This window comes from Chelatococcus sp. GCM10030263, from assembly GCF_042666455.1.
Classification (GTDB): domain Bacteria; phylum Pseudomonadota; class Alphaproteobacteria; order Rhizobiales; family Beijerinckiaceae; genus Chelatococcus.
Window position 1 is genome coordinate 441,728 of sequence record NZ_JBHTDB010000009.1, and the last position, 24,951, is coordinate 466,678.

19 protein-coding genes are annotated in these 24,951 nt (G+C 66.7%); 17 read left to right on the forward strand and 2 right to left on the reverse strand.

From position 1 onward, the window contains the following. Positions 1-135 precede the first annotated feature (135 nt). The 6 genes from ACFQU1_RS20990 to ACFQU1_RS21015 are packed head-to-tail and all read left to right on the forward strand — an operon-like array spanning position 136 to position 7,412. Positions 136-768 (forward strand): phage tail tape measure protein, encoded by a 633-nt coding sequence (locus tag ACFQU1_RS20990; RefSeq protein WP_378136315.1) that lies wholly within the window; start codon positions 136-138, stop codon positions 766-768. Between the two features lie 9 nt (positions 769-777). Then, positions 778-1,416 carry a TIGR02217 family protein gene (locus ACFQU1_RS20995; protein WP_378136317.1) on the forward strand — a complete coding sequence of 213 codons (639 nt, stop codon included), beginning with the start codon at positions 778-780 and terminating at the stop codon, positions 1,414-1,416. A gap of 11 nt (positions 1,417-1,427) precedes the next feature. Further along, positions 1,428-2,321 (forward strand): DUF2163 domain-containing protein, encoded by an 894-nt coding sequence (locus ACFQU1_RS21000; RefSeq protein ID WP_378136319.1) that lies wholly within the window; start codon positions 1,428-1,430, stop codon positions 2,319-2,321. Further along, a complete protein-coding gene (locus tag ACFQU1_RS21005) occupies positions 2,318-2,764 on the forward strand; it encodes an NlpC/P60 family protein (protein ID WP_378136321.1) in 447 nt (148 codons plus the stop codon). The genes ACFQU1_RS21000 and ACFQU1_RS21005 overlap by 4 nt, the downstream gene beginning before the upstream one ends. Next, entirely contained in the window at positions 2,764-6,678 is a 3,915-nt protein-coding gene (locus ACFQU1_RS21010) for a glycoside hydrolase/phage tail family protein (RefSeq protein ID WP_378136323.1), read from the forward strand. The genes ACFQU1_RS21005 and ACFQU1_RS21010 overlap by 1 nt, the downstream gene beginning before the upstream one ends. Positions 6,679-6,689: 11 nt before the next feature. After that, positions 6,690-7,412, forward strand: a complete 723-nt coding sequence (locus ACFQU1_RS21015; protein WP_378136325.1) for a DUF2793 domain-containing protein — start codon at positions 6,690-6,692, stop codon at positions 7,410-7,412. 14 nt (positions 7,413-7,426) lie between these two features. Here ACFQU1_RS21015 and ACFQU1_RS21020 read toward each other — a convergent pair whose 3' ends face one another. Continuing rightward, complete coding sequence (locus ACFQU1_RS21020; RefSeq protein WP_378136327.1) at positions 7,427-7,603, reverse strand: hypothetical protein; 177 nt, start codon at positions 7,601-7,603, stop codon at positions 7,427-7,429. Between the two features lie 102 nt (positions 7,604-7,705). Between ACFQU1_RS21020 and ACFQU1_RS21025 the strand changes: the two genes are divergently transcribed. From ACFQU1_RS21025 to ACFQU1_RS21075, 11 genes are all read left to right on the forward strand, one after another. Then, the gene (locus tag ACFQU1_RS21025; RefSeq protein WP_378136329.1) at positions 7,706-8,479 is read left to right on the forward strand and encodes a glycoside hydrolase family 108 protein; all 774 of its coding nucleotides are present in this window, start codon (positions 7,706-7,708) and stop codon (positions 8,477-8,479) included. Between the two features lie 533 nt (positions 8,480-9,012). Continuing rightward, positions 9,013-9,681: a response regulator transcription factor gene (locus tag ACFQU1_RS21030; protein WP_378136331.1), complete on the forward strand. Its 669-nt coding sequence runs from the start codon at positions 9,013-9,015 to the stop codon at positions 9,679-9,681. Between the two features lie 53 nt (positions 9,682-9,734). Then, entirely contained in the window at positions 9,735-11,138 is a 1,404-nt protein-coding gene (locus ACFQU1_RS21035) for an ATP-binding protein (RefSeq protein ID WP_378136333.1), read from the forward strand. A gap of 347 nt (positions 11,139-11,485) precedes the next feature. Next, the gene (ccmI, locus tag ACFQU1_RS21040) at positions 11,486-12,598 is read left to right on the forward strand and encodes a c-type cytochrome biogenesis protein CcmI (RefSeq protein ID WP_378136335.1); all 1,113 of its coding nucleotides are present in this window, start codon (positions 11,486-11,488) and stop codon (positions 12,596-12,598) included. 13 nt (positions 12,599-12,611) lie between these two features. Next, positions 12,612-13,076, forward strand: coding sequence for a cytochrome c maturation protein CcmE (gene ccmE, locus ACFQU1_RS21045; RefSeq protein WP_378136337.1), 465 nt, complete (start codon positions 12,612-12,614; stop codon positions 13,074-13,076). Continuing rightward, on the forward strand, positions 13,073-15,049 hold the full coding sequence (locus ACFQU1_RS21050; RefSeq protein WP_378136339.1) for a heme lyase CcmF/NrfE family subunit: 1,977 nt from the start codon (positions 13,073-13,075) through the stop codon (positions 15,047-15,049). The genes ccmE and ACFQU1_RS21050 overlap by 4 nt, the downstream gene beginning before the upstream one ends. A gap of 62 nt (positions 15,050-15,111) precedes the next feature. Beyond that, positions 15,112-15,573: a cytochrome c-type biogenesis protein CcmH gene (locus ACFQU1_RS21055; RefSeq protein WP_378136341.1), complete on the forward strand. Its 462-nt coding sequence runs from the start codon at positions 15,112-15,114 to the stop codon at positions 15,571-15,573. Between the two features lie 122 nt (positions 15,574-15,695). Further along, a complete protein-coding gene (locus tag ACFQU1_RS21060; protein WP_378136343.1) occupies positions 15,696-17,240 on the forward strand; it encodes a Do family serine endopeptidase in 1,545 nt (514 codons plus the stop codon). A 175-nt stretch (positions 17,241-17,415) separates the two neighbouring features. Next, a complete protein-coding gene (locus ACFQU1_RS21065; RefSeq protein ID WP_378136345.1) occupies positions 17,416-18,099 on the forward strand; it encodes a winged helix-turn-helix domain-containing protein in 684 nt (227 codons plus the stop codon). After that, positions 18,083-19,474, forward strand: coding sequence for an ATP-binding protein (locus ACFQU1_RS21070; RefSeq protein ID WP_378136347.1), 1,392 nt, complete (start codon positions 18,083-18,085; stop codon positions 19,472-19,474). The genes ACFQU1_RS21065 and ACFQU1_RS21070 overlap by 17 nt, the downstream gene beginning before the upstream one ends. 21 nt (positions 19,475-19,495) lie before the next feature. Continuing rightward, the gene (locus tag ACFQU1_RS21075; RefSeq protein WP_378136349.1) at positions 19,496-22,474 is read left to right on the forward strand and encodes a bifunctional [glutamine synthetase] adenylyltransferase/[glutamine synthetase]-adenylyl-L-tyrosine phosphorylase; all 2,979 of its coding nucleotides are present in this window, start codon (positions 19,496-19,498) and stop codon (positions 22,472-22,474) included. Positions 22,475-22,541: 67 nt separating this feature from the next. Here ACFQU1_RS21075 and ACFQU1_RS21080 read toward each other — a convergent pair whose 3' ends face one another. Further along, positions 22,542-24,833 (reverse strand): ATP-binding protein, encoded by a 2,292-nt coding sequence (locus tag ACFQU1_RS21080; protein WP_378136351.1) that lies wholly within the window; start codon positions 24,831-24,833, stop codon positions 22,542-22,544. Positions 24,834-24,951 lie beyond the last annotated feature (118 nt).

Sequence of the window (24,951 nt, forward strand, 5' to 3'; positions counted from 1 at the left end):
TTCGGTCATTCTCATCAACTTGTCCAAGTTCCCGGCGCAAGCATGCCGTCGTGATCCACGACGGCCGAAGGCCGCTCAATGGCTCGTCAATGATGTTTATGGAACAAACAAAGAACAATTTCAGGAGATCGTGCTATGGCCGCAGACTTTGAGCCGATATCCGGGACCAATCTCGATGCCCAGGAAGAAAAGCTGAAAAGCATCACCGATCTGGCGCGCAAATTCGGCCAGTCCTTGTCGGATGCTTTCGTCAAAGGCACGACGAGCGGCAAGAGCTTCGACGGCGTGCTGCAGAGCGTCGGCAAGAGCCTGATCGGTTTTGCGACGAACCTCGCCTTAAAGCCTCTGGAGAAGACGATCACCGGTGGACTGGACACGCTGCTCTCCGGGCTCTTTTCGGGCGCGGGATCGAGCTCGGGGCTGTCTGGCCTTGGCGGCGGCTTCGGGGGGCTCTTCAAGAGCGCCAACGGCAATGTCTTCTCGGCGGGGCGCATACGCCCCTTTGCCAATGGCGGGGTGGTCGCGGCGCCAACCTTCTTTCCGATGACGAGCGGTCTCGGACTGATGGGGGAGGCGGGACCGGAGGCTATTATGCCGCTTGCGCGTGGGCCCGATGGTCGGCTCGGCGTTCAGGCCGGCGGCAATGCCCGGCCGGTCAATGTCACCGTCAATATCGCCGCCAATGACGCGGAGAGTTTCCGACGCTCGGAGGCCCAGGTTTCGGCTGCGCTGGCGCGTGCCGTGGCGCGCGGCCAACGCGCATTGTGAGCAAACACCATGCCCACCGACTTTCACGAGATCCGCTTTCCGCTCGATGTCGCGCTGGAAGCGAGCGGTGGTCCGGAGTGGCGCACCGACATCGTCGTGCTCGGCTCGGGCCGCGAGCACCGCAATGCCCGGTGGGAGCGCTCCCGCCGGCGCTATGACGCCGGCTATGGCGTGAAGTCGCTCGATGCGCTCGCCGCCGTCGTCGCCTTCTTCGAAGAGCGGCGTGGCCGCCTTTACGGCTTCCGCTGGCACGACCGGCTCGACGGCAAGTCCTGCGCCCCCTCCGCCGCCCCAGGACCAGGCGACCAGGCGATCGGAACCGGTGATGGAGCGAGGCGCGACTTCCAGCTCGTCAAGACCTATGGCGCGGCCCACGCGCCTTACCGGCGCGCGATCGCCAAACCCGTGGATGGCACGGTTCGCATCGCACTCGCCGGCGTCGAGCAGGTGGCCGGCACCCATTACACCTGCGATCCGACCACGGGGTGGGTGACATTCGCAACGGCACCGAGCTTCGGCGTGACAGTTACGGCGGGATTCGGATTCGACGTGCCCGTGCGCTTCGATGTCGACCAGCTCGACATAGACCTCGCCGCCTTCACCGCCGGGATCATCCCGAAAATTCCGCTCGTCGAGCTCATCGACTGACGAGGCCCTCCATGCGCACACTCGATCCCGGCCTTGCCACCCATCTCGGCGAAGGCGTCACGACCCTTTGCCATTGCTGGAAGCTCCTTCGCCGCGACGGCGTGGTGATGGGCTTCACCGACCACGACCGTGACCTCGGCTTCGCCGGCGTCGTCTTTCAGGCCGGCACCGGCCTCGAGGCGGCCGAAGTCGCCTCCGAGCTCGGCTTCGCCATCGGCGGCGGGGAGGTCTCGGGCGCGCTGACGGCCGCCAGCCTCACGGAAGACGACCTCGCCGCCGGCCTCTATGACGATGCCAATGTGGAGGTTTGGCTGGTCAATTGGGCCGATGCCGATCAGCGCCTCCTGCTCGAGGTCGGCTCCACAGGCGAAGTCAAGCGCAGCGAACATGCCTTCACGGCCGAGGTGCGCGGCCTCATGCATCGCTACAACGAGGAAAACGGCAGGATCTACCGCACGACCTGCTCGGCCGATCTCGGCGATGCCAAATGCCGGGTCAATCTCGCGGATCCGGACTTCTCCGCGACCGTAACGGTGACGGTAAGCGACGGCCATCTCGGCTTCGGCGCCGAGGGCATCGCGTCCTTCGCCGACGACTGGTTCACGGCGGGGCAGGTGACATGGCTCTCAGGCACCAATACCGGCTCGGCCGTCGATGTGAAGGCGCATCGCGCCGTTCCAGGCCGCGGCGAGATCATGTTGTGGCAGCCGCTGTCGCGCGCCATTGCGGTTGGCGACAGCTTTCGCATCACGGCCGGCTGCAACAAGCGTTTCGACACATGCCGGGCGAAATTTGCCAATGGCGCGAATTTCCGCGGTTTCCCGCATATGCCCGGCAACGATTTCGTCGTGCGCTATCCGCTCTCGGGTGAGCCCGGCTTCGACGGCGGCAGCTTCTTCCGATGACCTTGGCAATACTGGCACGACGCGAGGTGGTTGCGGCCGCCCGCGCCTGGTGCGGCACGCCCTATCGCCATCAGGCCTCGCGACGCGGCATCGGCACGGATTGCCTCGGCCTGGTGCGCGGCCTGTGCCGCGATCTCTTCGGTTGCGAGCCGGAGGCGCCGCCGCCCTATGCGCCCGACTGGGCCGAGGCTGGCCGGCGCGAGATGTTGGCCGAGGGGCTCGGCCGGCACTTCGGGGCGATCGACCCGGCGGCTTTCGGCGCCGGCGACGTGCTGCTCTTCCGCTGGCGGGCGCATCTGCCGGCAGGTCATCTCGGCATTGCCACCGGCGCGGGGCGGATGGTCCACGCCCACGCGGGGGCTGCCGTCGCGGAAGTCGCGATCGGCCGTTGGTGGTCTCGCCATCTCGCTTTTGCCTTTTCCTTTCCGGGGATATCCGACTAATGGCCACACTCGTGCTCCAGGTTGCCGGCGCCACCTTGGGTGGGATCATCGGCGGGCCGATCGGCGCCATCATTGGTGGGGCCATCGGCGGCCTTGCCGGTTCCGTTGTCGATAACGCCGTCCTGTCCTCGATGAGCGGGAGCCGCCATGTCGAGGGGCCGCGCCTTTCCGACATGCAGGGGCTCGCCTCGACGGAAGGGGCGGGCGTGCCGCGCGTGTATGGCCGGGCGCGGGTGGGCGGTCAGCTCATCTGGGCGACGCGGCTCGAGGAGCTCGTCAATGTCAGCAAGTCGAGTTCCGGTGGCGGCAAGCTCGGTGGCGGCGGTGGTACCGTCACGACGAATTACAGCTATTCCGCCAATCTGGCTGTCGGCCTCTGTGAAGGGCCGATCGCCTTCGTGCGCCGCATCTGGGCCGATGGCCGCGAGCTCGACCAGAACAATTTCGTCATGCGCGTGCACAGCGGCGGGGAGGACCAGGAGCCGGATCCGCTGATCGTCGCCAAGGAGGGCGCGGAGAATGCGCCCGCCTATCGCGGCCTCGCCTATGTGGTCTTCGAGCACCTGCCGCTCGCCGATTTCGGAAACCGCATTCCGCAATTCTCCTTCGAGGTGGTGCGGCCGGTCGCCGGGCTGGGCGAGGCGGTGCGCGCCGTGGACCTCATCCCCGGCGCAAGCGAATTCATCTACGAACCCTCGCCCGTCACGCAGATGCTCGCCCCCGGCGTGACGCGCCCGGAAAACAGGCACCAGCTCTTTCGGGCGAACGACGTCATCGCCTCCCTCGACGTGCTGCAGGCGCTCTGCCCCAATCTCGCGCGCATCGCGCTCGTCGTCAGCTGGTTCGGTGACGACCTCAGGGCCGGCGAATGCACCGTCGCGCCCCGGGTCGAGAACCGAACGAAGAGGACGCAGCATCTCCCGACGCAGTATCTTCCCTGGTCGGTCGCCGGCCTGACCCGAGCGATCGCCCGGGAGGTGAGCCAGGTCAACGGCCGGCCGGCCTATGGCGGCACGCCGGCCGATGCCGCCGTGGTCCACCTGATCAGGGAGATCAAGGCGCGTGGCATCCAGGTGGTGCTCTATCCCTTCGTGATGATGGACGTGCCCGCCGGCAACGGCTTGCCCAATCCCCTGACCGGGGACGCCGGCCAGCCGCCCTATCCCTGGCGCGGTCGCATTACCTGCGACCCCGCGCCGGGCCGGGCCGGGTCGCCGGATGGAACCGAGGCGGCGGCGGAGCAGGTCGCTCGTTTCTTCGGCAGCGCCGCGCCCGGTCAGTTCAGCCGCCTGGGCGAGACCGTCGTCTATAGCGGGCTGCCGGAATGGACCTTCCGTCGCCAGATTCTCCACTATGCCAATCTTGCGGTGGCGGCCGGCGGCGTCGACGGCTTCATCATCGGCTCGGAATTCGTCGGCCTGACGCGCGTGCGTCGCGGCGCTGGCCTCTATCCCGCCGTCGAGCAATTCGTGGCGCTTGCGTCCGACATACGCAGCGTGCTCGGGGCTGGCACCAAGATCCTCTATGCCGCCGATTGGACCGAATACGGCAGCCACGTCATCGGCGATGAACTGCGCTTTCCGCTCGATCGGCTGTGGGCTTCGCCCGCCATCGATGCGGTCGGCATCGACTACTATCCGCCCTTCACCGATTGGCGCGACGGTACGAGCCATCTCGATGCCGCCGAGGCCTATGCGATTTATGACCCGGCCTATCTCGAAAGACGCGTGACGGCTGGCGAGGCCTTCGACTGGTATTATGCGAGTGACGCCGATCGCACGGCCCAGAACCGGACACCGATCACCGACGGCGCCTATGGCAAGCCATGGACCTACCGCCCCAAGGACCTCGTGGGCTGGTGGTCGAACGCGCATGTCGAGCGGGTCGGAGGTGTGGAAACCGCTGCGACCGCGTGGATTCCCGGCTCCAAGCCGATCTGGCTGACGGAGATCGGCATTCCCGCAGTCGACAAGGGCACCAACGGGCCGAATGTCTTCCCCGATCCGAAGTCGGCGGAATCGGCCTATCCGCCCTTTTCGCGCGGCATGCGCGACGATCTCATCCAGCGGCGCGGGCTGGAGGCGATCCTCCGCCACTTCACGGCGGGCGGGGTGGAAGCCAACCCGATGTCACCGGTCTATGGCGGCGCGATGATCGATCCGACGACGATCTTCATCTGGGCCTGGGACGCGCGGCCATTCCCTGCCTTTCCCGACCAGGACGACATCTGGGCGGACGGTGCCAATTGGGAAACCGGTCACTGGCTGACGGGCCGGCTCGAAGGTGTGCCGCTCGACGGGCTCATCGCCAGGGTGCTCGACGACTTCGGCGTGGCGCCGGCATCCGAAATCACCGTCGACGGCTTTGTCGACGGCTATGTGGCGGACCAGCCGATGAGCCTGCGGGCGGTCATCGAGCCGCTCGCGCAAGTCTTCGGATTCGATGCGGTGGCGAGCGGCAGCGCTGTGCGCTTTCGCAGCTCCGGCCGCTCCACGCCAATTGCCATCGCCGCCGACGAGCTCGTGCCGAACGAGGACGGCACGGGCATTGCGCTGCGGCGCCTGCAGGAGACCGACCTGCCGCGGGAGTTCCGCATCGGATTCACCGACGGCGAGCGCGACTATCGCCGCAGCGCGGCCGCGTCGCGGCGCCTCAGCGCCGGCAGCCGACGCGAGAACGGCCTGGACCTCGCCCTCGTGACGCGCGAGGCGGAGGCGCAACGCCTCGCCGATCTGACCTTGCAGGACAGCTGGGTGGCCCGCGAGACCGCCGAGCTTTCCTTGAGCCCGCGGCGGGTCCCGGTCGAGGTCGGCGATCTCCTGTCGCTTCATCTCGGCAGTGGGACGCGCATCTATCAGGTGACGCGTATCGCGGACGGCCCGCAGCGGCAGCTCAGCCTGCGCTCCATCGAGCCGACCCTGCACGACGTGCCGGCGCCCGCCTTGCCCCGGCAGGGCAAGCCCTCTCCGGCGATCGCCGGGCCGCCCGCGGCGGTCGTTCTCGACCTGCCGATGGTAACCGCGACGCCGCCCGTACTGCAGCATATGGCCGTCTTCGCCGATCCCTGGCCAGGCGGCGAGGCCGTGTGGCGATCGGCCGACGGGGCATCGTTTGCCCTCGAGGCGACCGCTGACATGGCCGCCACCATGGGCGAGACTTTGGAGCCCTTGCCGGCTGGGCCGCTCTGGCGATGGGACCTCGGCAACAGCGTGACGGTGCGGCTGAATGGAGGCTTGCTCACAAGCGTCGACGACCTGCAGGCGCTCGGCGGCGCCAATGCCCTAGCGCTATGCGGCGCCGACGGACAATGGGAAATCCTGACGGCGGCGAATGTCGAGCTGGTGGACAGCGGCGTCTTCCGCCTGCGGCGGCTCATTCGCGGCCTTGCCGGGTCGGAGGACGCAGCGCGCCGGTCGGCACCCGCCGGGGCGACCATCGTCGTGCTGAACAGGGCGGTCCTGCCGCTGACCGACGCCGTCGGCGATATGGGGCGGGCGTGGCGCTATCGCATCGGTCCGGTGGGCCGCGACCATGGCGATCCCGCCGCGATCGAACTGACCGCCACCGTCCAGCCCGTCGCCCTGTTGCCGCTGGCGCCGGTGCATGTGAAGGCGCGCCGCGGACCGGACGGCATTGCGATCAGCTTCATTCGTCGCAGCCGTGTCGGCGGCGACGCCTGGGATCTCCTTGAGATCCCGCTGGGTGAGGACAGCGAAGCCTATCAGGTCGACATCCTCGACGGCGCGGAGCTTCGTCGCACCCTGGCCAGCAATACGCCTTCAGCACTCTATCCGGACGCCGACGAACTCGCCGACTTCGGAGTTGCCCAGGCAACGCTTTCGCTGGCCGTCGCCCAGGTGAGCCCGGTGGTCGGCCGCGGCTTCACGACCCGGGTCACCGTTCCCATCCTCTGAGCGAGGTTCCTATGAGCGAAACACCCAATCTGGCGCTGCCGCTGCTGGCGGCCGCGCAGGCGCAGAAGCACGTCACCCACAACGAGGCGCTGCTCAGGCTCGACGTCCTGATCCAGCTCGTCGTGATTGATCGCAATCTGGCGAACCCGCCGGCATCGCCCAGCGACGGTCAGTGCTGGATCGTCGGCGGCTCTCCGTCGGGCGCCTGGGCGAACCATGCCGGTGAAATCGCCGCCTTCCAGGATGGCGCCTGGATGTTCTACGAGCCACGTCCGGGCTGGAAGGCCCGCGTGCTCGGCGACGGCAGCGATGTGATCTGGACAGGCAGCACCTGGGAGGAGGCCGGCGGGGGTGGGGGAGGCAGCAGCCTGCCGACCGCTCCGCACGGTGCCAATATCGGTTTGGGCGTCGTGGAAGAAGAACTCACGCTGTCCGGCGCGAGCGTTCAGTCCACGATCGCCATTCCGGACCGGGCGATCGTCTTCGCAGTGACGGAAAGGGTGACGGCCACCGTAACGGGAGCCTCGTCCTTCTCCGTCGGAATTGCCGGAGAGGCGACGAAATTCGGCAACCAGCTCGGGCTCTCGGTCGGTTCCGTCAATATAGGCGTGATCGGTCCGACTGCTTTCTATCAGGACACGCCGATCGTCGTGGCAGCTATCGGCGGGGATTTCACAGGCGGCAAGGTGAGGATCGCGATCCACTACGCGACCTTCGCCGCGTCAACCTCCTGACAGCCACGCTTCGATCAGTAGCGCGGCTGGCCGAAGCTGTCGGACGCGCGCTGGCGCGTCTGCACCTGGACATATTCCGGCACTTCCCCAGCCCGTTGTTCTCGGCGCAACGCATCGGCCTGCGGGTTGGCGCAGGCGGCGACGGCCCAGGAGGCGACAGCGGCGCCGAGCGCCAGGACGATTTTCAGCATTCTCGAACCTTCACGGTGGTGCGGCGCATCCGCGCGTACCGATCCAGCGCAGACCGACTCGGGGAGCGCCGAAAGGGCGAGCCTATTTAGGGGGCCCCGATCATGGTGGCAATCAACTTCAGCCGCTGCGTAGACCTCATTCTCGCGAATGAGGGCGGCTATGTCGACGATCCGCAGGATCTGGGTGGGGCGACCAATCTCGGTATCACGCGCGCCACCCTCTCTGCCTACCGGGGACGCGCCGTCACCAAGGACGAGGTGCGCGCCCTGCGTATCGGTGAAGCCAAGACCATCTATCGCCGGAACTATTGGAATGCGGTCAGCGCCGATGACCTGCCCGCCGGGCTCGATCTCGCCGTCTTCGACTGTGCCGTGAACTCCGGCGCCAAGCGCGCCGCTCTCCTGCTGCAGCAGGCACTCGGCGTGAAACAGGACGGCATCATCGGCCCGATTACCCTGGAGGCGGCCGCTGCGGCTCGCCGGGTCGTGGAGACGATTGCCCGCTACGACGAGCTGCGTCTCGCCTTCCTCGCAAGGCTCCCGACCTTCCCGAGATTTGGCAAGGGCTGGCGCAAACGCGTCGAAACCGTCGAACGCGAAGCGCTCACTCTCGCCGCATCCGGGCCCGCATCTGCGGGCTCACCATCCCCAATGCCGCAAAGGAGCGGAACCTTCATGATCGACCTCAAGAAGATTCTCCTGAACCGCCCGATCTGGGCCAATCTGGTAGGGCTCGCTTCGATCGGGCTCTCCCTGTTCGGCATCGACACGAGCGGGCTCGATACCGCCGGCTTGTCCGATTCGATCCTGCAGGTCGTGGCGGGCGCGAGCTTCATCGTCTCGAGCGTTCTCCATTTGCGCCAGCGCACATCCTGACGCAGCGATTGCACGGCGGCATCGAGGCGTGAGATGAAAGGGCATTCAGGCGGTGTTCACTGCGGTCCCGCGATGTTGGAGCCCATGCCAATCTTGTCGAGCCGCTTGTCGCCGGCCCTGCTCATCGTGCTTATCGCCCTTTTCGGAGGGCCGCCGGCTGCCGCCGCGCAGCCGGCCGCCTGTCTCTCGCCCAGGGAAACGCGCGAGACGGTGGCCCGGAAACTCGTAATGCAGCCCGCGGCCGCTCTGCGCGCGGCCCGCGCGACGGCGGGAGGCGGTCAGGCCCTGCAGGCGCGGCTCTGTCACGGTGAGGGTGGTTTAGTTTATCACTTCGCCATCTTGCGACCGGATGGCAAGGTCGTGCGCCTCACGCTCGATGCCGTCACGGGAAAGGTCCAGCGGCGGCAAGAAGGCGCTGGGCCGAGGCGAATAGACCGGGCCATGCCCGGGCAGTCCGAGAGGCAAGGAGCTGCCGGGCAGGTCCGGAGAGGACATTTCTGAGCCTGAGCTGCGGCTGCCTGGGATAGGAAAACGTGCGCATTCTGATCGTTGAAGACGACAAGGACATCAACCGCCAGCTTGCCAATGCCTTGACGCAGGCCGGCTATGCCGTCGACAGGGCCTTCGATGGTGCCGAAGGGCAGTTTCTCGGCGATACCGAACCCTATGACGCGGTCGTTCTCGACATGGGGCTGCCGACCATGGACGGCATTGCCGTGCTCCAGTCCTGGCGAACGGCAGGCCGCACCATGCCCGTTCTCATACTCACCGCTCGCGATCGCTGGAGCGACAAGGTGCAGGGTTTCGATGCCGGCGCGGATGATTATGTCGCAAAGCCCTTCCACATGGAGGAGGTGCTCGCGCGGCTTAGGGCGCTGCTGCGCAGGGCTGCCGGCCACGCAACCAGCGAGCTGATTTGCGGCCCTGTGCGGCTGGACACGCGTTCGGGCCGGGTGGTGGTGGACGGCGCTGCCGTGAAGCTGACCTCGCACGAGTATCGTCTCCTGTCTTATCTGATGCACCACACCGGTCGCGTGATCTCGCGGGGCGAACTCGTGGAGCATCTCTACGATCAGGATTTCGACCGTGATTCGAATACGATCGAGGTGTTCATCGGCCGGCTGCGGCGCAAGCTCGGGGTCGATGTCATCCATACGGTCAGAGGCCTCGGCTACAGGATCGATGCGCCGGAAGCTGGGTGAGCTTCGATGAGCGGCGATTCGAGCATGTTGCAGGCGGGGCGGGGCGACCGGCGATGGTGACGCGTTTCGCCGCCTTTCGGCAGCTCGCGCCGCGGTCCATCGCGACGCGTCTGCTCGTATCGGGCGGGCTGCTGAGCATCATTATTCTGCTCCTCGCCGGACTTGTTCTGTCCGCCCTCTACCGTCGAACGACGGAGGGCGGCTTCGATGAGCGCTTGAACGTCTATCTCACCGATCTCGTCTCCGATCTCGCCGTGGCGGGACCGCTCGAGCGCAAGGACTTGAGCGTACAGGCGGAGCCGCGGTTCGATCTGCCGCTGTCGGGCTGGTATTGGCAGGTCGTGCGTCTCGGTGCCGAGGGCGAGATCAGAACCTCCCGTTCGCTGTTTGGCGGACAGCTGGCTGAGCTTCCACCGGGTAAGGGCGACAATCCCGGCGCGATCCGCAAATCCTACATGGTCGGTCCCGACGATCGCGAGCTCAGGATGATCGAGCGTGTGATCGATGTGGGCGAGGAAGGGCGTTATCGGGTCACCGTTGCAGCGCCGGCCGATGAAATCGATGCCGAAACCCGCCGCTTCAGCATCACGCTTGCCGTGACCTTCGTCTCGCTCGGCCTGGCGCTTGCGCTCGTCACCTTGGCGCAGGTGCGGTATGGTCTGCGGCCGCTGGCCCGCTTGCGCAGCGCCGTTGCCGACGTCTGGAGGGGGGATGCCGCCCGCATCGAGGGGACGTTCCCCCGCGATATCGCCCCGCTCGCCGACGAGCTCAATCTCCTCATCGAAGCCAACCGCGAAATTCTCGAACGGGCGCGCACCCACGTCGGCAATCTCGCCCATGCCTTGAAGACGCCGCTCAGCGTCATCCTCAACGAAGCCGATTCGACAGGCGGGCCTCTGGCCGAGAAGGTACGCGATCAGGCGACCGTCATGCGCGACCAGATCAACTACTATCTCGACCGCGCGCGTGCCGCGGCCGTCGCCGGTGCCTTGGGTTCCCTGACCGATGCCGTCGGCGTCGTCGACGGGTTGCAGCGGGCGCTGGAGCGCATCTACCGCCAGCGCGCCATAACCATCACCACCTCCCTGCCGGCGGGCGTGCGGTTCCGTGGCGAGAAGCAGGACTTCGAGGCGATGGTCGGCAATCTCCTCGACAACGCCTGCAAATGGGCCGAGTCAACCGTCGTGCTGCGCGGCGACGTCGAGCCGATCGGCGACCGGTCCGTGCTCGTCCTGACCATCGACGACGATGGCCCCGGGCTCGTGCCGGAGGCGCGCTCGGAGGTGTTGCGCCGCGGCCGCCGGCTCGACGAATCGAAACCCGGCTCGGGCCTCGGACTCGCTATCGTGGTGGAGCTCGTCGGGCTCTACGATGGATCGCTCCAACTCGATGCGTCGCCGCTCGGCGGGTTGCGAGCGGTGCTGCGTCTCCCCGCTCTCGCTGCCGCGCCCCAATGAGGCGGAGGACAAGCCGATGCGGTTCGGCTGCGTACCTGGACCGCTCCGATGAAAGACTTGCCGAATGGCGGCCGAGCTCAACTTTCCATGATTAAAGGCGCCCTCCGGCACGGTTTGTCGTCGCTCGCTGCCGATCAGGGAGGTGAATGCGACGATGTGTACAGAATAAGATCTCGATAAGACCTGCAAAGGCGGTACGAGCGGCCGCCGCGGCCCCGCCGCACAGCCCCGTGCAGCGCATTTCGAGCTTTGCTAAATCACTGAGAACAAGGAAAAAATTTTCCGCGACAGTATGTCGCCCGCCGCCGCCATGAAGTAGGCTCTTCTTCTGCGGTAGAGATGGACACATGGCGCTTTGGGTTTTCTTTGCCTTGATGACGGGCGCGGCAGTCTTTGCCGTGCTGTGGCCGCTGTCGCGGCCAGCGCTGGCGGTCACGCCGGCGGCGGACGATCGCGCCTTCATCAAGGATCAGATGGCCGAGATCGAGCGCGATGTGTCGCGCGGCCTTCTCTCCCCTGCGGAAAAAGACGCCGCGCTGGCGGAGATCGCCCGACGGTTCCTCAGGGCGGTCGGCCATGCGCCTGCCGGGGCACCCTCGCAAGGCGAACCGGCGTTGCGGCGCCGACGGGCGGCCGCCACCGTCGCACTCTCGATGATTCCGCTCATTGCCCTGGCCATCTACGGTGCGCGCGGCTCGCCCCATCTGCCGGCGACGCCTTTTGCGGAGCGCATGGCGAACTCCTCGCGCATGGATATCGCGCAAGCCATCGCGCAGATCGAGGGGCATCTCGCCAAGACGCCGGAGGACGGGCGCGGCTGGGAAGTCATCGCGCCGATCTATATGCGTCTCGGCCGGGCCGATGATGCCGTGCGTGCCTATGCCGCGACGCTCCGCCTGCTCGGGGAAGCGCCTGCGCGGCGGGCCGACTACGCCGAGGCGCTGGTCGCCGCGGCGAACGGCCTCGTGACCTCGGAAGCGCTCGCGAGTTTTCGCCGTGCCGCGGAGGCCGATCCCAACCTGCCGAAGCCGCAGTTTTACCTGGCCCTTGCCGCAGAGCAGGACGGACGGCGCGCGGAAGCGCTCGACCTCTACAAGAAGCTGCGCGCATCCGCGCCTAGCGACGCGCCCTGGGCGGCGATGGTCGATGCGCGGATCGCAGGACTCGAAGGCACCGACCAGGCGGGTGCGATCGCCAATATGCCGGCGGATCAGCGCAACGAGGCCATCCGTGGCATGGTCGCCGGTCTTGCAGCGCGGCTGGAGACCAATGGCCATGATCTCGATGGCTGGTTGCGGCTCATCCGCTCCTATATCGTGCTGGGATCGAGACAGGAGGCCGAGGCGGCACTTGCAAAGGCACGGACGAATTTCGCCGGTGACCAGACAGCCTTGGCCCGTCTCGACGGTCTCGCCGAGGATCTGAAAGGGGCTGCGACGCCCCCGGCAACGACCCCATGAAGCAGCCCAGCCGATGACACGCAAGCAGCGCCGCCTCACCTTGATCCTCGTTGGACTTGCCGTCCTGGCGGTCGCGCTCGGCCTCGTGCTCTTCGCGATGCGCGACACCATCGTCTTCTTCCGTGCGCCGAGCGATGTGGTTGCGATGGACATCAAGCCGGGCACGCGGCTGAGGCTCGGCGGGCTGGTCGCGGAGGGTTCGGTGGTGCGCGAACCCGGACAGAAGGTCGTTTTTGTTGTGAGGGACGCCCATCACGCCATCACCGTTCACTACACGGGCCTGCTGCCGGACCTGTTCCGGGAAGGGCAGGGCGTGATCGCGGAAGGGGTGCTCGAGGGAGCGGGCAGCTTCGCCGCCGATAGCGTGCTTGCCAAGCACGACGAGCGCTACATGCCGCGCGAGGTCGCCGACGCCTTGAAGAAGCAGGGTCTTTGGCAGGAGGACGGCGCCGCGTCCAAAGAGGGGCCGACGCAATGATCATCGAGCTCGGCCATTATGCGCTCACTCTCGCGCTGGCATTGTCGCTCGTGCAATGCATCCTGCCGGCCTGGGGTGCGCGCGCCGGCGATACGGCCCTGATGAGCGTTGCGGCGCCCGCGGCTCTTGCGACCTTCGTGGCGATCGCCTTCGCCTTCCTGGCGCTCGTCTATGCCTATGTGACCTCCGATTTCTCCGTGCTCAACGTGGTGGAGAATTCGCACTCGCTGAAGCCGATGCTCTACAAGGTCACCGGTGTTTGGGGGAACCACGAGGGCTCGATGCTCTTGTGGATCTTCATCCTGGCGCTGTTTGCGGCTTTGGTCGCGCTTGCCCGGCGCTCGGTGCCGCTGCGTCTGCAGGCGCTGACCTTGAGCGTTCAGGCCCTGATCTCCAGCGCCTTCCTTCTCTTCATCCTGATCGCCTCCAATCCTTTCGTGCGCGTGGATCCGCCGCCCTTCGAGGGCCAGGATCTCAACCCGATTCTTCAGGACATCGGTCTCGCCATTCACCCGCCGCTGCTCTACCTCGGCTATGTCGGCATCTCGATCTCCTTCTCCTTCGCTGCCGCCGCTCTCATCGAGGGCCGCATCGATGCGCTCTGGGCTCGGGCTGTGCGTCCTTGGACGCTGACGGCCTGGATTTTTCTTACACTCGGCATCGCGATGGGCTCCTACTGGGCCTATTACGAACTCGGCTGGGGCGGCTGGTGGTTCTGGGATCCGGTCGAGAACGCGTCACTGATGCCGTGGCTCGCGGCCACTGCGCTTCTCCACTCGACGATCGTCATGGAAAAGCGGGACGCGTTGAAGGTCTGGACCATCATGCTGGCGGTCCTTGCCTTCTCGCTCTCGCTGCTCGGCACCTTCCTGGTCCGCTCGGGCGTGCTGACGTCGGTGCATACTTTCGCGACCGATCCGACGCGCGGCATCTTCATCCTGGCGATCCTCGTTTTCTTCATCGGCGGGGGCTTTGCGCTCTTCGCCTGGCGGGCACCGCTGCTGCGCCCCGGCGGGTTGTTCGCGCCGATCTCGCGCGAAGGCGCGCTCATTCTGAACAATCTCTTCCTGGCGACGGCCTGCGCGACGGTCTTGATCGGCACGCTCTACCCGCTCGCTCTCGAGGCCGTGACCGGCGAGAAGATTTCCGTCGGCGCGCCCTATTTCGAGGCGACCTTCCTGCCGCTCGTGCTGCCGCTGATTGCGCTCGTGCCGTTCGGCCAGTCGCTGGCCTGGAAGCGCGGTGATCTCCTGGGCGCCGCGCAACGGCTGATGAGCGCCTTCGCGCTGGCGATCGTCGCCACGGTCGCGATCATCGCCGTCACCGAAGGCGGACCGGTGCTCGCCGCGCTCGGTATCGGGCTCGGGTTCTTCGTCCTTCTCGGCGCTCTCGTCGATATCATCGGCCGGTGCCGGCCAAAGGGAACCACGTGGTCGGTGGCTTTGCGGCGTGCCGCGGGACTGCCGCGCTCGGCCTGGGGAACCGCCATGGCGCATGCCGGCATCGGCGTTCTCGTCATCGGCGTCGCAGCCTCGGCCTGGAGCGCGGAACGCCTCGTCGTTCTGAAGCCTGGAGAGAGCACAACGGTGGGGCCATACAGCCTCAAGCTCGACGGGATTTTTCCACGGGCCAATAACAACTACCGCGAAGACGTGGCTCGGATGTCCATCTCGCGATTCGGCACTCCCATCGGCGTCGTCGAGCCCTCCAAACGGCTCTATACGACGCGGGAGACGGCGACGACGGAAGCCGGCATCAAGACGATCGGGCTCGGCCAGCTCTATGTGAGCCTTGGCGAGAGCCACAGCGACGGCTCGGTTGGTTTGAGGGCTTATTGGAAGCCCTATGTCACGCTCATCTGGCTCGGCGCTCTCGTCATGGCGGCGGGGGGCGGCTTGTCACTCACGGATCGCCGCATTCGCGTCGGTGCGCCGCGTCAGCGCATGCCGGCCGTGCCTGTGCCGGCGGAGTAAGGGGCATGCCGGATAGGCTCGGACCTGCATCGGCTGGCAGGCCGTCCCGCTCCAGGTGGCGGATGCCGCTCGGCGCTGCCTTGCTCGCGCTTGCCATGGCGCTTGCGCCCAGCCTTGGCCATGCCGTCGAGCCGGACGAAGTTCTCCCCGACAAGGCGCTCGAATCGCGTGCGCGGGTCATTTCCGAAGGTTTGCGCTGCCTCGTCTGCCAGAATCAGTCGATCGACGATTCCAATGCGCCCCTCGCGCGCGACCTGCGCATTCTGGTCCGTGAACGTTTGAAGGCGGGCGACAGCGACGAGGCAGTCCGCGACTTCATCGTCGCCCGCTATGGCGAATTCGTTCTTCTCAAGCCGCCCTTTACGATCACCACTGTCCTGCTGTGGTGGGGGCCCTTCCTCATCCTCCTGGCTGGGGGCGGCGCGATTGTCGCAGGGGTGCTTCGCCGCCGCAGGCTCGACGCGCCCAAGCCGTTGACGGACGAGGAAAAGGCGCGATTGGCAGCGTCGCTGGACGGCGACTGAGCCGCCGTCACCGTCGAAAATTACGAAGATTTCATGCGGTCGTGAGAGCGCCGTAAGGCGACATCCACCATCTTCCATTCCAACGAAAGGGCGCATGTTGCGCCGCGTGAATGGAGATGGTCATGTTCGATATCCTTCCGCCTTCCGACAAGAAGACGGCGCAGAATGCTTCCGGTGACCGCCTGAGCCGCTTTGCCCGGCGCAAGTCGCTGCTGCTCGGTGCCGTCGCCCTTGCAGCCGTCACCTCCGTCGGCGTTCTCGAGGGTGTCGCCATTCCACCCTATAAGGAGGCCTTCGCGCAGCAGATCACGCCGGCGCCGAACGCCAATGTCGCCGCGCTGCCGTCCTTCGCCGACCTGGTCACCCGGGTGAAGCCCGCGGTCGTCTCCGTTCAGGTAAAGATCGCCGTGGACAACGCCAGCAGCAGGATGCCCGATATGGAGCAGTTCGGGATCGAGCCGGGCAGCCCCTTCGAGCAGTTCTTCCGCCGCTTCGGTGACCAGAATCGCGGGCAGCAGCAGCCCCGTCGCTTCGGAGAGGCGCAGGGTTCGGGCTTCTTCATCAGCCAGGACGGCTACATCGTCACCAATAACCACGTGGTCGAGAAGGGCACGAAGGTTCAGGTCAAGACCGACGATGGCCGCACGCTGGATGCCAAGGTCATCGGTACGGACCCCAAGACCGATCTCGCGCTCCTCAAGGTCGAGGGTGACTCCTTCCCTTACGTGCCGCTGGCCAGCGCCATGCCCCGCGTCGGCGACTGGGTGATGGCCGTCGGCAACCCCTTCGGCCTCGGCGGAACGGTGACCGCCGGCATCGTCTCGGCCCGCGGCCGTGATATCGGCGCCGGTCCCTATGACGATTTCATCCAGATCGACGCGCCGATCAACAAGGGCAACTCGGGCGGCCCGACCTTCAATCTCGCCGGTCAGGTGGTCGGCGTGAACACCGCCATCGCTTCGCCGTCGGGCGGCAATGTCGGCATCGCCTTCGCGATCCCGTCGGAAACAGTGCAAACGGTGGTTGCGCAGCTCAAGGAGCATGGTTCGGTGCGGCGCGGCTATCTGGGCGTCCAGATCCAGCCCGTTACCCCCGACATCGCGGCGAGCCTCGGCCTGGAGAAGTCGGAAGGCGCGATCGTCGCGCGGGTTGAGGGCGATGGTCCGGCGGGTGATGCCGGTATCAAGACGGGCGATGCGATCATCGCGATCGAGGGCAAGCCCGTGTCCGATGCCCGCTCCCTGTCACGCGAAGTGGCGGCGCATGCGCCTGGCTCCAATCTGTCGCTGACGGTCTGGCGCGATGGCAAGACTGAGACGATGACCGTCAAGCTCGCGAACATGCCCGGCGACAAGACCGCCTCGGCCGATGACGACGCCGCGCCGAGCAAGGAAGCCAGGCTTGGCCTGCAGCTCGCGCCTGCATCGAGCATCGATGGTGCGGGCAAGGATGGCGTGGTGGTCGTCGGCGTCCAGCCGGGCAGCCCCGCCGACGAGCGTGGGCTGAAGTCGGGCGATGTCATCGTCGAGGCCGCGGGCCAGAAGGTCGAGAGCCCGTCCGACGTGGTCAAGGCCATCTCGGAAGTCCGGAAGAACGGGCGCAAGGCGGTGCTCTTCCGCCTCAAGACGCAGGACGGCACGCGCTTCGTCGCGCTTCCCCTCGCGTAATGGTTTGACCGTCGGCGATCTATTGCCCCGCGTAGCCGGCGGTCGGGGGAGGCGGCAGGCTGGAGCCCATCATCCAGCCTGCCGTTCTTTTTTTGTCGGTGAGGTCGCGAGCGGTGCTGAACTTGATCTTGGCTGCCTCGTTGACCGGAAAAACTTTGGTTCTAAAGTCATGGACATGCGGATTCTCGTTGTCGAAGACGATCAGGAAGCGGCGGCCTATCTCGTGAAGGCCCTGCGTGAGGCCGGCCATATGGCCGACCACGCCCCCGATGGGCTCGAAGGCTATGCCTTGGCACGGGAGGGGAACTACGACGTCTTGGTCGTGGATCGCATGCTGCCGAAGCTCGACGGGCTGTCCGTCATCCGTTCCCTGCGGGAGCAGGAGATCGACACGCCCGCGCTGATCCTGTCGGCGCTTGGGCAGGTGGACGACCGGGTGAAGGGGCTGCGTGCCGGCGGCGACGACTATCTGCCCAAGCCCTATGCCTTTTCGGAGCTCCTGGCGCGCATCGAAGTGCTCTCACGCCGCCGGGCGGTGCCGGCCGGCGAGCCGACGAGCTATCGTATCGCCGACCTCGAGCTCGATCGCCTGTCGCACCGCGTAACGCGCGGCGGCCAGGAGATCGTGCTGCAGCCGCGGGAATTCCGGCTGCTGGAATATCTCATGCGTCATGCCGGGCAGGTGGTGACGCGCACCATGCTGCTCGAAAATGTCTGGGACTACCACTTCGACCCCCAGACCAATGTCATCGATGTCCATGTCTCGCGTCTGCGCTCGAAGATCGATAAGGGGCATGAGCGGCCGCTGATCCAGACGATCCGCGGCGCGGGATACATGGTTCGTGACGGCGCTCACTAAGCTTTTCCAGGCGACTGCCTTCCGCCTTTCGGTCGCTTATCTCCTCGTCTTCGCGCTCTTCGCAGGTTTCATTCTGGGCTATGTCGCCTGGAATGCCCGCCAGGTGCTCGACGACCAGATCCAGGGCACCATTGAGGCCGAAATCACCGGCCTGAACGAGCAGTACCGGATCGGGGGGATCAGGCGCCTGGTCGGCGTCATCGAGCGGCGCACGCGCGAGCCGAGCGCCTCCCTCTATCTCGTCACCACCTTTAACGGCGAACGCCTGGCAGGCAATGTCGGCGCGCTGCCCACGGGTGTGCTCGACGATCCCGGCGTGCGCGAAACCGATTATCGCCAGAACGAGCCCGATGCGGCCACACGCCGGGCGCTCGTGCGCGTCTTCGTGCTCCCCGGCGGTTTCCGCCTGCTCGTCGGGCGCGATGTCGAGGAACGGGAGAGGCTGAGCGAGGTCATCCGCCGAGCGCTCGGGCTGTCGCTCGCTCTCGTCACGATTCTCGCCTGCCTCGGCGGCTGGTTCGTCACTCGCCGTGTCCTGAAGCGCGTCGATGCCATGACGGAAACGACCCGCACCATCATGGCCGGTCATCTTGACGGTCGGCTCGCGGTCGCCGGCAACGGCGACGAACTCGATCGGCTCGCAGTCAATCTCAACGCCATGCTCGACCGCATCGGCGAGCTCATGTCCGGGATGAAGGAGGTCTCGGACAACATCGCCCATGATCTGAAGACGCCTCTGACACGGCTGCGCAACCGCGCCGAGGACGCCCTGCGGACTGCGAAATCGCCCGACGATTATGCCCGCGCGCTGGATGCCGTCATCGACGAATCGGACGGTCTCATCCGCATCTTCAATGCCCTTCTGATGATCGCGCGGCTGGAGGCGGGCAATGCATCCGCGACGATGTCCGATTTCGACGTGGGGGAGGTCGCCGCGAGCGTCGCTGAACTCTATGACGCGGTGGCGGACGAGGCCTCGATTCCGCTGGAGGTGGCGGTCGAGCCCGATCTGACCATCACCGGCAACCGCGAGCTGATCGGCCAGGCGCTCGCCAATCTCGTGGACAATGCCCTCAAATACGGAACCGCCAACGGGGAGGCCGAAGTCGAGCCGTCCATCGTCATGGCCGCCAAGCGGGCGGGCAATGGTGTGGAGATCTCGGTGGCAGATCGTGGTCCCGGCATTCCCGAACACGAACGCGGCCATGTGCTCGAACGTTTTACGCGCCTGGAAAGCGCGCGCTCGCGCCCGGGCTTTGGCCTGGGGTTGAGCCTCGTCGCGGCCGTCGCGCGCCTCCACGGAGGCGAATTGCGCCTCGAGGACAATTCTCCCGGACTGAAAGCCGTGCTAGCTCTGCCCGTCAAGACGGGGTGAGGAGCGGCAAGGACAGGCTTCATGGGCAAAGGAAAAGCCGGCGCAACGGCACGGGTTGCGCTCGGCGCACGCATCGCGCCGGGCGCCCTGCCGCTCAAGCAGCGTCAAGCCGCCGGGCGGCTCAAGGACCTCCTGGCCGAGGATAATGCGGCGGCGCCGCTCGCCTCCTATCTCGAAGCCCGGCCGGCCGTCCGCGACCTCCTGCTGGCATTTGCCGATCACTCCTCCTTCCTCTGGGGGCTCGCCGCCGCCGACCCGGCGCGGCTCCACGCCCTTCTCGATGCGGATCCGCAGGCGAGCCGCGCCCGCCTGGAAGTGGCGGCTCGCGACGGCTGGCGTGAGGCGGCGGATCAGGCCGAGTTGATGCAAGGGCTCCGGCAGTTGCGGGGCGAGTATGCTCTGCTTGTCGCACTCGCCGACTGCGGCGGCGTCTGGACGCTCGAAGAGACCACCTCTGCGCTAACGGCTTTCGCCGATGCGGCCGTCGGGGCGACGGTGCGGTTCCTCTTGAAGGAAGCGGGCGAAGCCGGCCGGCTCACGCTCGCTGAGCCCGACGACCCCGAAAAGGGGTCCGGCTTCGTCGTGCTCGCGCTCGGCAAGCACGGTGCCGGCGAGCTCAATTATTCCAGCGATATCGATCTCGTTGTTTTCTACGACCCCGAGAGGATGCCGGTTGCGGGGCGGGCCGAGCCGCCGGCGCTTGCCGTCCGGCTCACGCAGAACCTCGTGAAGATCCTGCAGGAACGGACCGGCGACGGCTATGTCTTCCGCGTCGATCTGCGCCTGCGCCCGGACCCGGGCTCGACGGCGGTGGCCGTCTCGCTGCCGTCCGCCTTCACCTATTACGAGACGGTCGGACAGAACTGGGAGCGCGCCGCCTTCATCAAGGCGCGGCCGGTGGCCGGCGATCTTGCCCTCGGCACGCGCTTCCTCGAAGAGCTCACCCCCTTCGTCTGGCGCAAATATTTCGACTTTGCCGCCATCGCCGACGTCCATGCGATGAAGCGCCAGATCCACGCGGTGCGCGGCCATGAGACGATTGCCGTGGCTGGCCACGACATCAAGCTCGGCCGCGGCGGCATTCGTGAGATCGAATTCTTCGTCCAGACCCAGCAACTCGTCTTCGGCGGCCGCAGGCCTGCGCTGCGCGGCCGGCGCACGCTCGACATGCTCGACGCCCTCGTCGACGAAGGCTGGATCACCGCCGGCGCGCGGGACGATCTCGGCAAGGCCTATCGCTTCCTGCGCATGATCGAGCATCGCCTGCAGATGGTGGCCGACGAGCAGACGCAGCGCCTGCCGCGCGAAGCCGAGGATCTCGCCCATATCGCCGCCTTCGCGGGCTTTGCGAGCACCGAGGCCTTTGCCGAGGCTCTGACACGCGAGGCCGAGGCGGTGCAGAAGCACTATGCGCTGCTGTTCGAGGAAGGGCCGGAACTGGCGACCGACATCGGCAGCCTCGTCTTCACCGGCACGAGCGACGATCCCGAGACGCTGGAAACGCTGCAGCGGCTCGGCTTTCATGATCCGGCGCGCACGGCCGAGACGATCCGCGGCTGGCATTTCGGGCGGCGGCCGGCTGTGCGCTCCGCCCGCGCCCGCGAAGTCCTCACCGAACTAACCCCCGCTCTTTTGACTGCGCTCGGCCGCACGGCCGATCCCGATAGCGCGCTCGCAGCCCTCGACCAGGCCTTCGGCCATATGCTCGCGGCGGTCGAACTCCTCTCCATGCTGAAGTCGAGCGAGCGGCTGCTGACGCTCTTCGCCGATCTCCTCGGTAGCGCGCCACGGCTTGCCGATGTGGTGGCGTCGAGCCCCCATGTCCTCGACGCCGTCATCGATCCCGCCTTCCTCACGCCGAGCCGCGACGAGGCGGCGGTCGCGGCCCGGCTCGCGGCGCTCGTCGGCGAGCCGGCGTCCTTCGAGGATTTCCTCGACCGCATCCGGGGGGCTGCCCGCCAGGAAAACTTTCTCGTCGGCGCGCAATTCCTCACCGGCATTCTCTCGCCCGAGGAGGTCGGCGAGGCCTATGCGGCCGTGGCGCAAGCGGTTATCGGCCTCAGCCTCGATGCGGTCGAGTCGGAGTTCTCAGCCCAACACGGCCGCGTGCCCGGTGGCCGGGCGGTCGTGCTGGGGCTCGGCCGGCTCGGCGCCCGCGAGATGACGGCCACCTCCGATCTCGATCTCATCGTTCTCTACGATTTCGAGGAGAACGCCATGAGCGACGGACCGCGCTCGCTCGAAGCGGTCGTCTACTACACGCGCCTCACGCAGCGGCTGGTGAGCGCGCTGACCGTACCGACCCGGCGCGGGCGCCTCTACGACGTGGACATGCGGCTGCGGCCGTCCGGCAGCAAGGGCCCTGTCGCGACCCAGTTCCGCAGCTTTCTGGCCTATCACGACGGTGATGCTGAGACCTGGGAGCGCATGGCCCTGACCCGCGCGCGGGTCGTTGCCGGCCATGCCGAATTTGCCCAAGAGGTGGAGGCGGCGATCGCCGGCATCCTGCAGCGCCCGCGCGCCGCGCGAGAGGTCGCGGCCGATGTCGTTGCCATGCGCAGCCTGATCGCCGAGGAGAAGGGCGATGCCGGGCCCTGGGATCTCAAGATGGCGCCGGGCGGCCTCGTCGATCTCGAATTCATCGCGCAGTATCTGGTGCTCGCCCATGCCGCCGCCCATCCGGATATCGTGGATGGGATCGGCACCCGGCGTGTTCTGGCCTATGCGGCCACCAAGGGACTTCTCGCGAAAGAGGAGGGGGCGGCGCTACGCGCGGCCTGCGCGCTCCTGTCGGACGTCTTCCACTGGCAGCGTCTGACGGTCGAGGGCCCCTTCGATCCCGCGACCGTTGCGCCCGCCGTGGTCAACCGCATCGCGACCGCCCTCGGCATGCCCGATGCGAAGGTGCTGGCGAGCGATCTCAAGGAAACCCGGGCGCGCGTGCGCGCGGTCTTCGGGAAGCTGCTCGGCCCCGTGCACAAGGCCAAGGCGAAGGCCTGAGGCGACTTCGGCTTACCTCTTCCTCAGCAACTGGAAGAAGGGAGGCAGGTGGGCTGCGGAGACAACCTCAAGCGGCGCGGCGCATTTCCTGCAGCGGCAGGTGGACGAGCACGATCGTGCCGGCCCCGACATTCGAGCGGATGCGCAGCGAACCGCCGTGCAGCTCGGCGAGCGACCGCGCAATGGCGAGTCCGAGGCCCGAGCCCTTGTAGCTCTTCGAAAGCTCCGTCTCGACCTGTTCGAAGGGTCGGCCGAGCTTCTTGATCGCCTCGCCCGGGATGCCGATGCCGTTGTCCTCGACATAGATATTGACCGCATCGGCGGCGAGCCGGGCGCGGACCGCGACGCGCCCGCCATCCGGCGTGAACTTCACCGCATTGCGCAACAGATGGATCAGCATCTGGTGCATGGCGCGGCGGTCGGCATGGAGCGCGATGCCGGGCAGGGGCTCCATCTCCACCACGATACCCTTGGCTTCCGCATCCTGCAGGACGGCCTGCGCGGCATCGGTGACCATATCTTCGATGCTGAGATCTTCCTTCTCCAGGCGCAGCCGTCCGGCTTCGATCCGCGCCATGTCGAGAACATCGGTGATGACGTTGAGCAGATACTGCCCGCTCGTGCGGATGTCCTGGCAGTATTCGGTATATTTCTCGCTGCCGAGCGCTCCGAAGATCCCGCTCTCCATGATCTCGGAGAAGCCGATGATGGCATTGAGCGGCGTTCTCAGCTCGTGGCTCATATTGGCCAGGAACTCGGATTTGGCGCGGTTGGCGCTTTCGGCGGCCGCCTTCTGCTCGAGATAGCGCTCGGCGAGGTCGGCGAGTTCCTTCGCCTGGGCTTCGAGCTTGTGGCGCGAGCGGCGCAGATCCGAGACGGTCTGCAGCAGCCGGCGCTCGGAATCCATGAGCCGCTCTTCATGGCGCTTCAGGTCGGTGATGTCCGTGCCGACGGAGACGTAGCCACCGTCCTTGGTGCGGCGCTCGTTGATCTGCAGCCAGCGTCCGTCGGCGAGCTGGGCCTCGAAGGAACGCGCGCCGATCTCGCCCGGCGCCTCGGCCAGAAGATGGGCCTGCATCGGCGGCGGATTGCTCGCCGCCATGAGCTCTTCATAGGCCATGCCGATGACGGTCGCCTCAGCCGGCAGTCCGCGCAGCCTCTGGAACTTCGAGTTGCACATCACGAGCCGGTTGTCCGCATCCCACAGGACGAAGGCTTCCGAGATCGTCTCGATGGCGTCGCGCAGGCGCATGTCGGCGGTGGCGGTGCGCTCGGCGAGGCGCCGCTGCTCGGTGATGTCGACGGCAATGCCGACGAGATGCGGGCCTTCGCCCTGCTCGCCCTCGACCAGTTCGGCGCGAGCCTTGATCCAGACCCAATCCCCGGCGGCGTTGCAGATGCGGAAGTCATGGTCGATCGCCGTGGCGCGCGAGGACGCGAGCATGTCGGCGAGGCCGTAGAGGTTGGTGTCTTCGGGATGGACGAGCCGGTTGACCTCGCCGAACGATAGAAACTCGTTGCGCCGTTCGTAGCCGAGGATGGAATACATCGAATCCGACCAGTAGATCCGCCCCCGGGCGATGTCCCAGTCCCACAGCCCGCAGCGGCCGCGGTTGAGGGCCGCGTCCACCCGGTCCTTGACGCGCTCACAGACATCGTCGGCGGCGCGCGCCCGCTCGGCCTGCATGAAATAGGCGAGCGCGATCGAAATGAGCACGAAGGCGGCCGCGGCGAGCAGCGTCGCCTGGCCGTAGAGCCGCGTCTTCCAGTTCGCGAGCACACCGGACATCGGCTGGATGATGGCGATCTGCCCGACGGAGGGCACGTTGCGCACGGTCGCGAGAACGTCATGGCCGCTGGGCAAGGTGACGCGCATGACGCCGGCGCGGTCGGCAAAAGTGGTGAGCGGCTGGCCTGGGCCGATGAGATCGACGAGCGAGGTCCCTTGGCCCGCCCCTTCGGGCAGGGATGCAACGATCCGCCCGTCCATATCGGCGACGAGAACGATTTTCTGGGCCGCGATCACATGTTCCGGGATGGCCGCGAGCACGGTCCGGGCGGTGGCTGAGAGGTCGGACGCGCCGGCGGCATGCCGTGCGAGCTCGCTCTCGGCGAGCGCCGCCACCGTGTCGACGGTGCGGATCGCCTCGGTGACGGTGTCTTGGCGGCTGTCGAGGGCCTGCAGGACGGCCCCGGTAATCAGCGAAGTGAGAAAGACGGCGAGAAGCGCTGGCACCGCTAGACGAAGCCAAGGCTCCATCGTTGCAAGGTGCCGGTAGGCGGGATTGGCGATTGATCGCGCTATCCCCAATATCGTGCCCGCGCGCGCGGGCACGCACGTCGCGTCGACGCGCGCCATGCCTTGCCCCTCCGGAATCCAAACGTCGCTTCGGTTCGACGTGCCGCATCTCTCCGAATCAGGACCATCTGAATCCTCTCTGAAGGATTTGTCCAGAGTCTTGATGAAGGGTTTACGC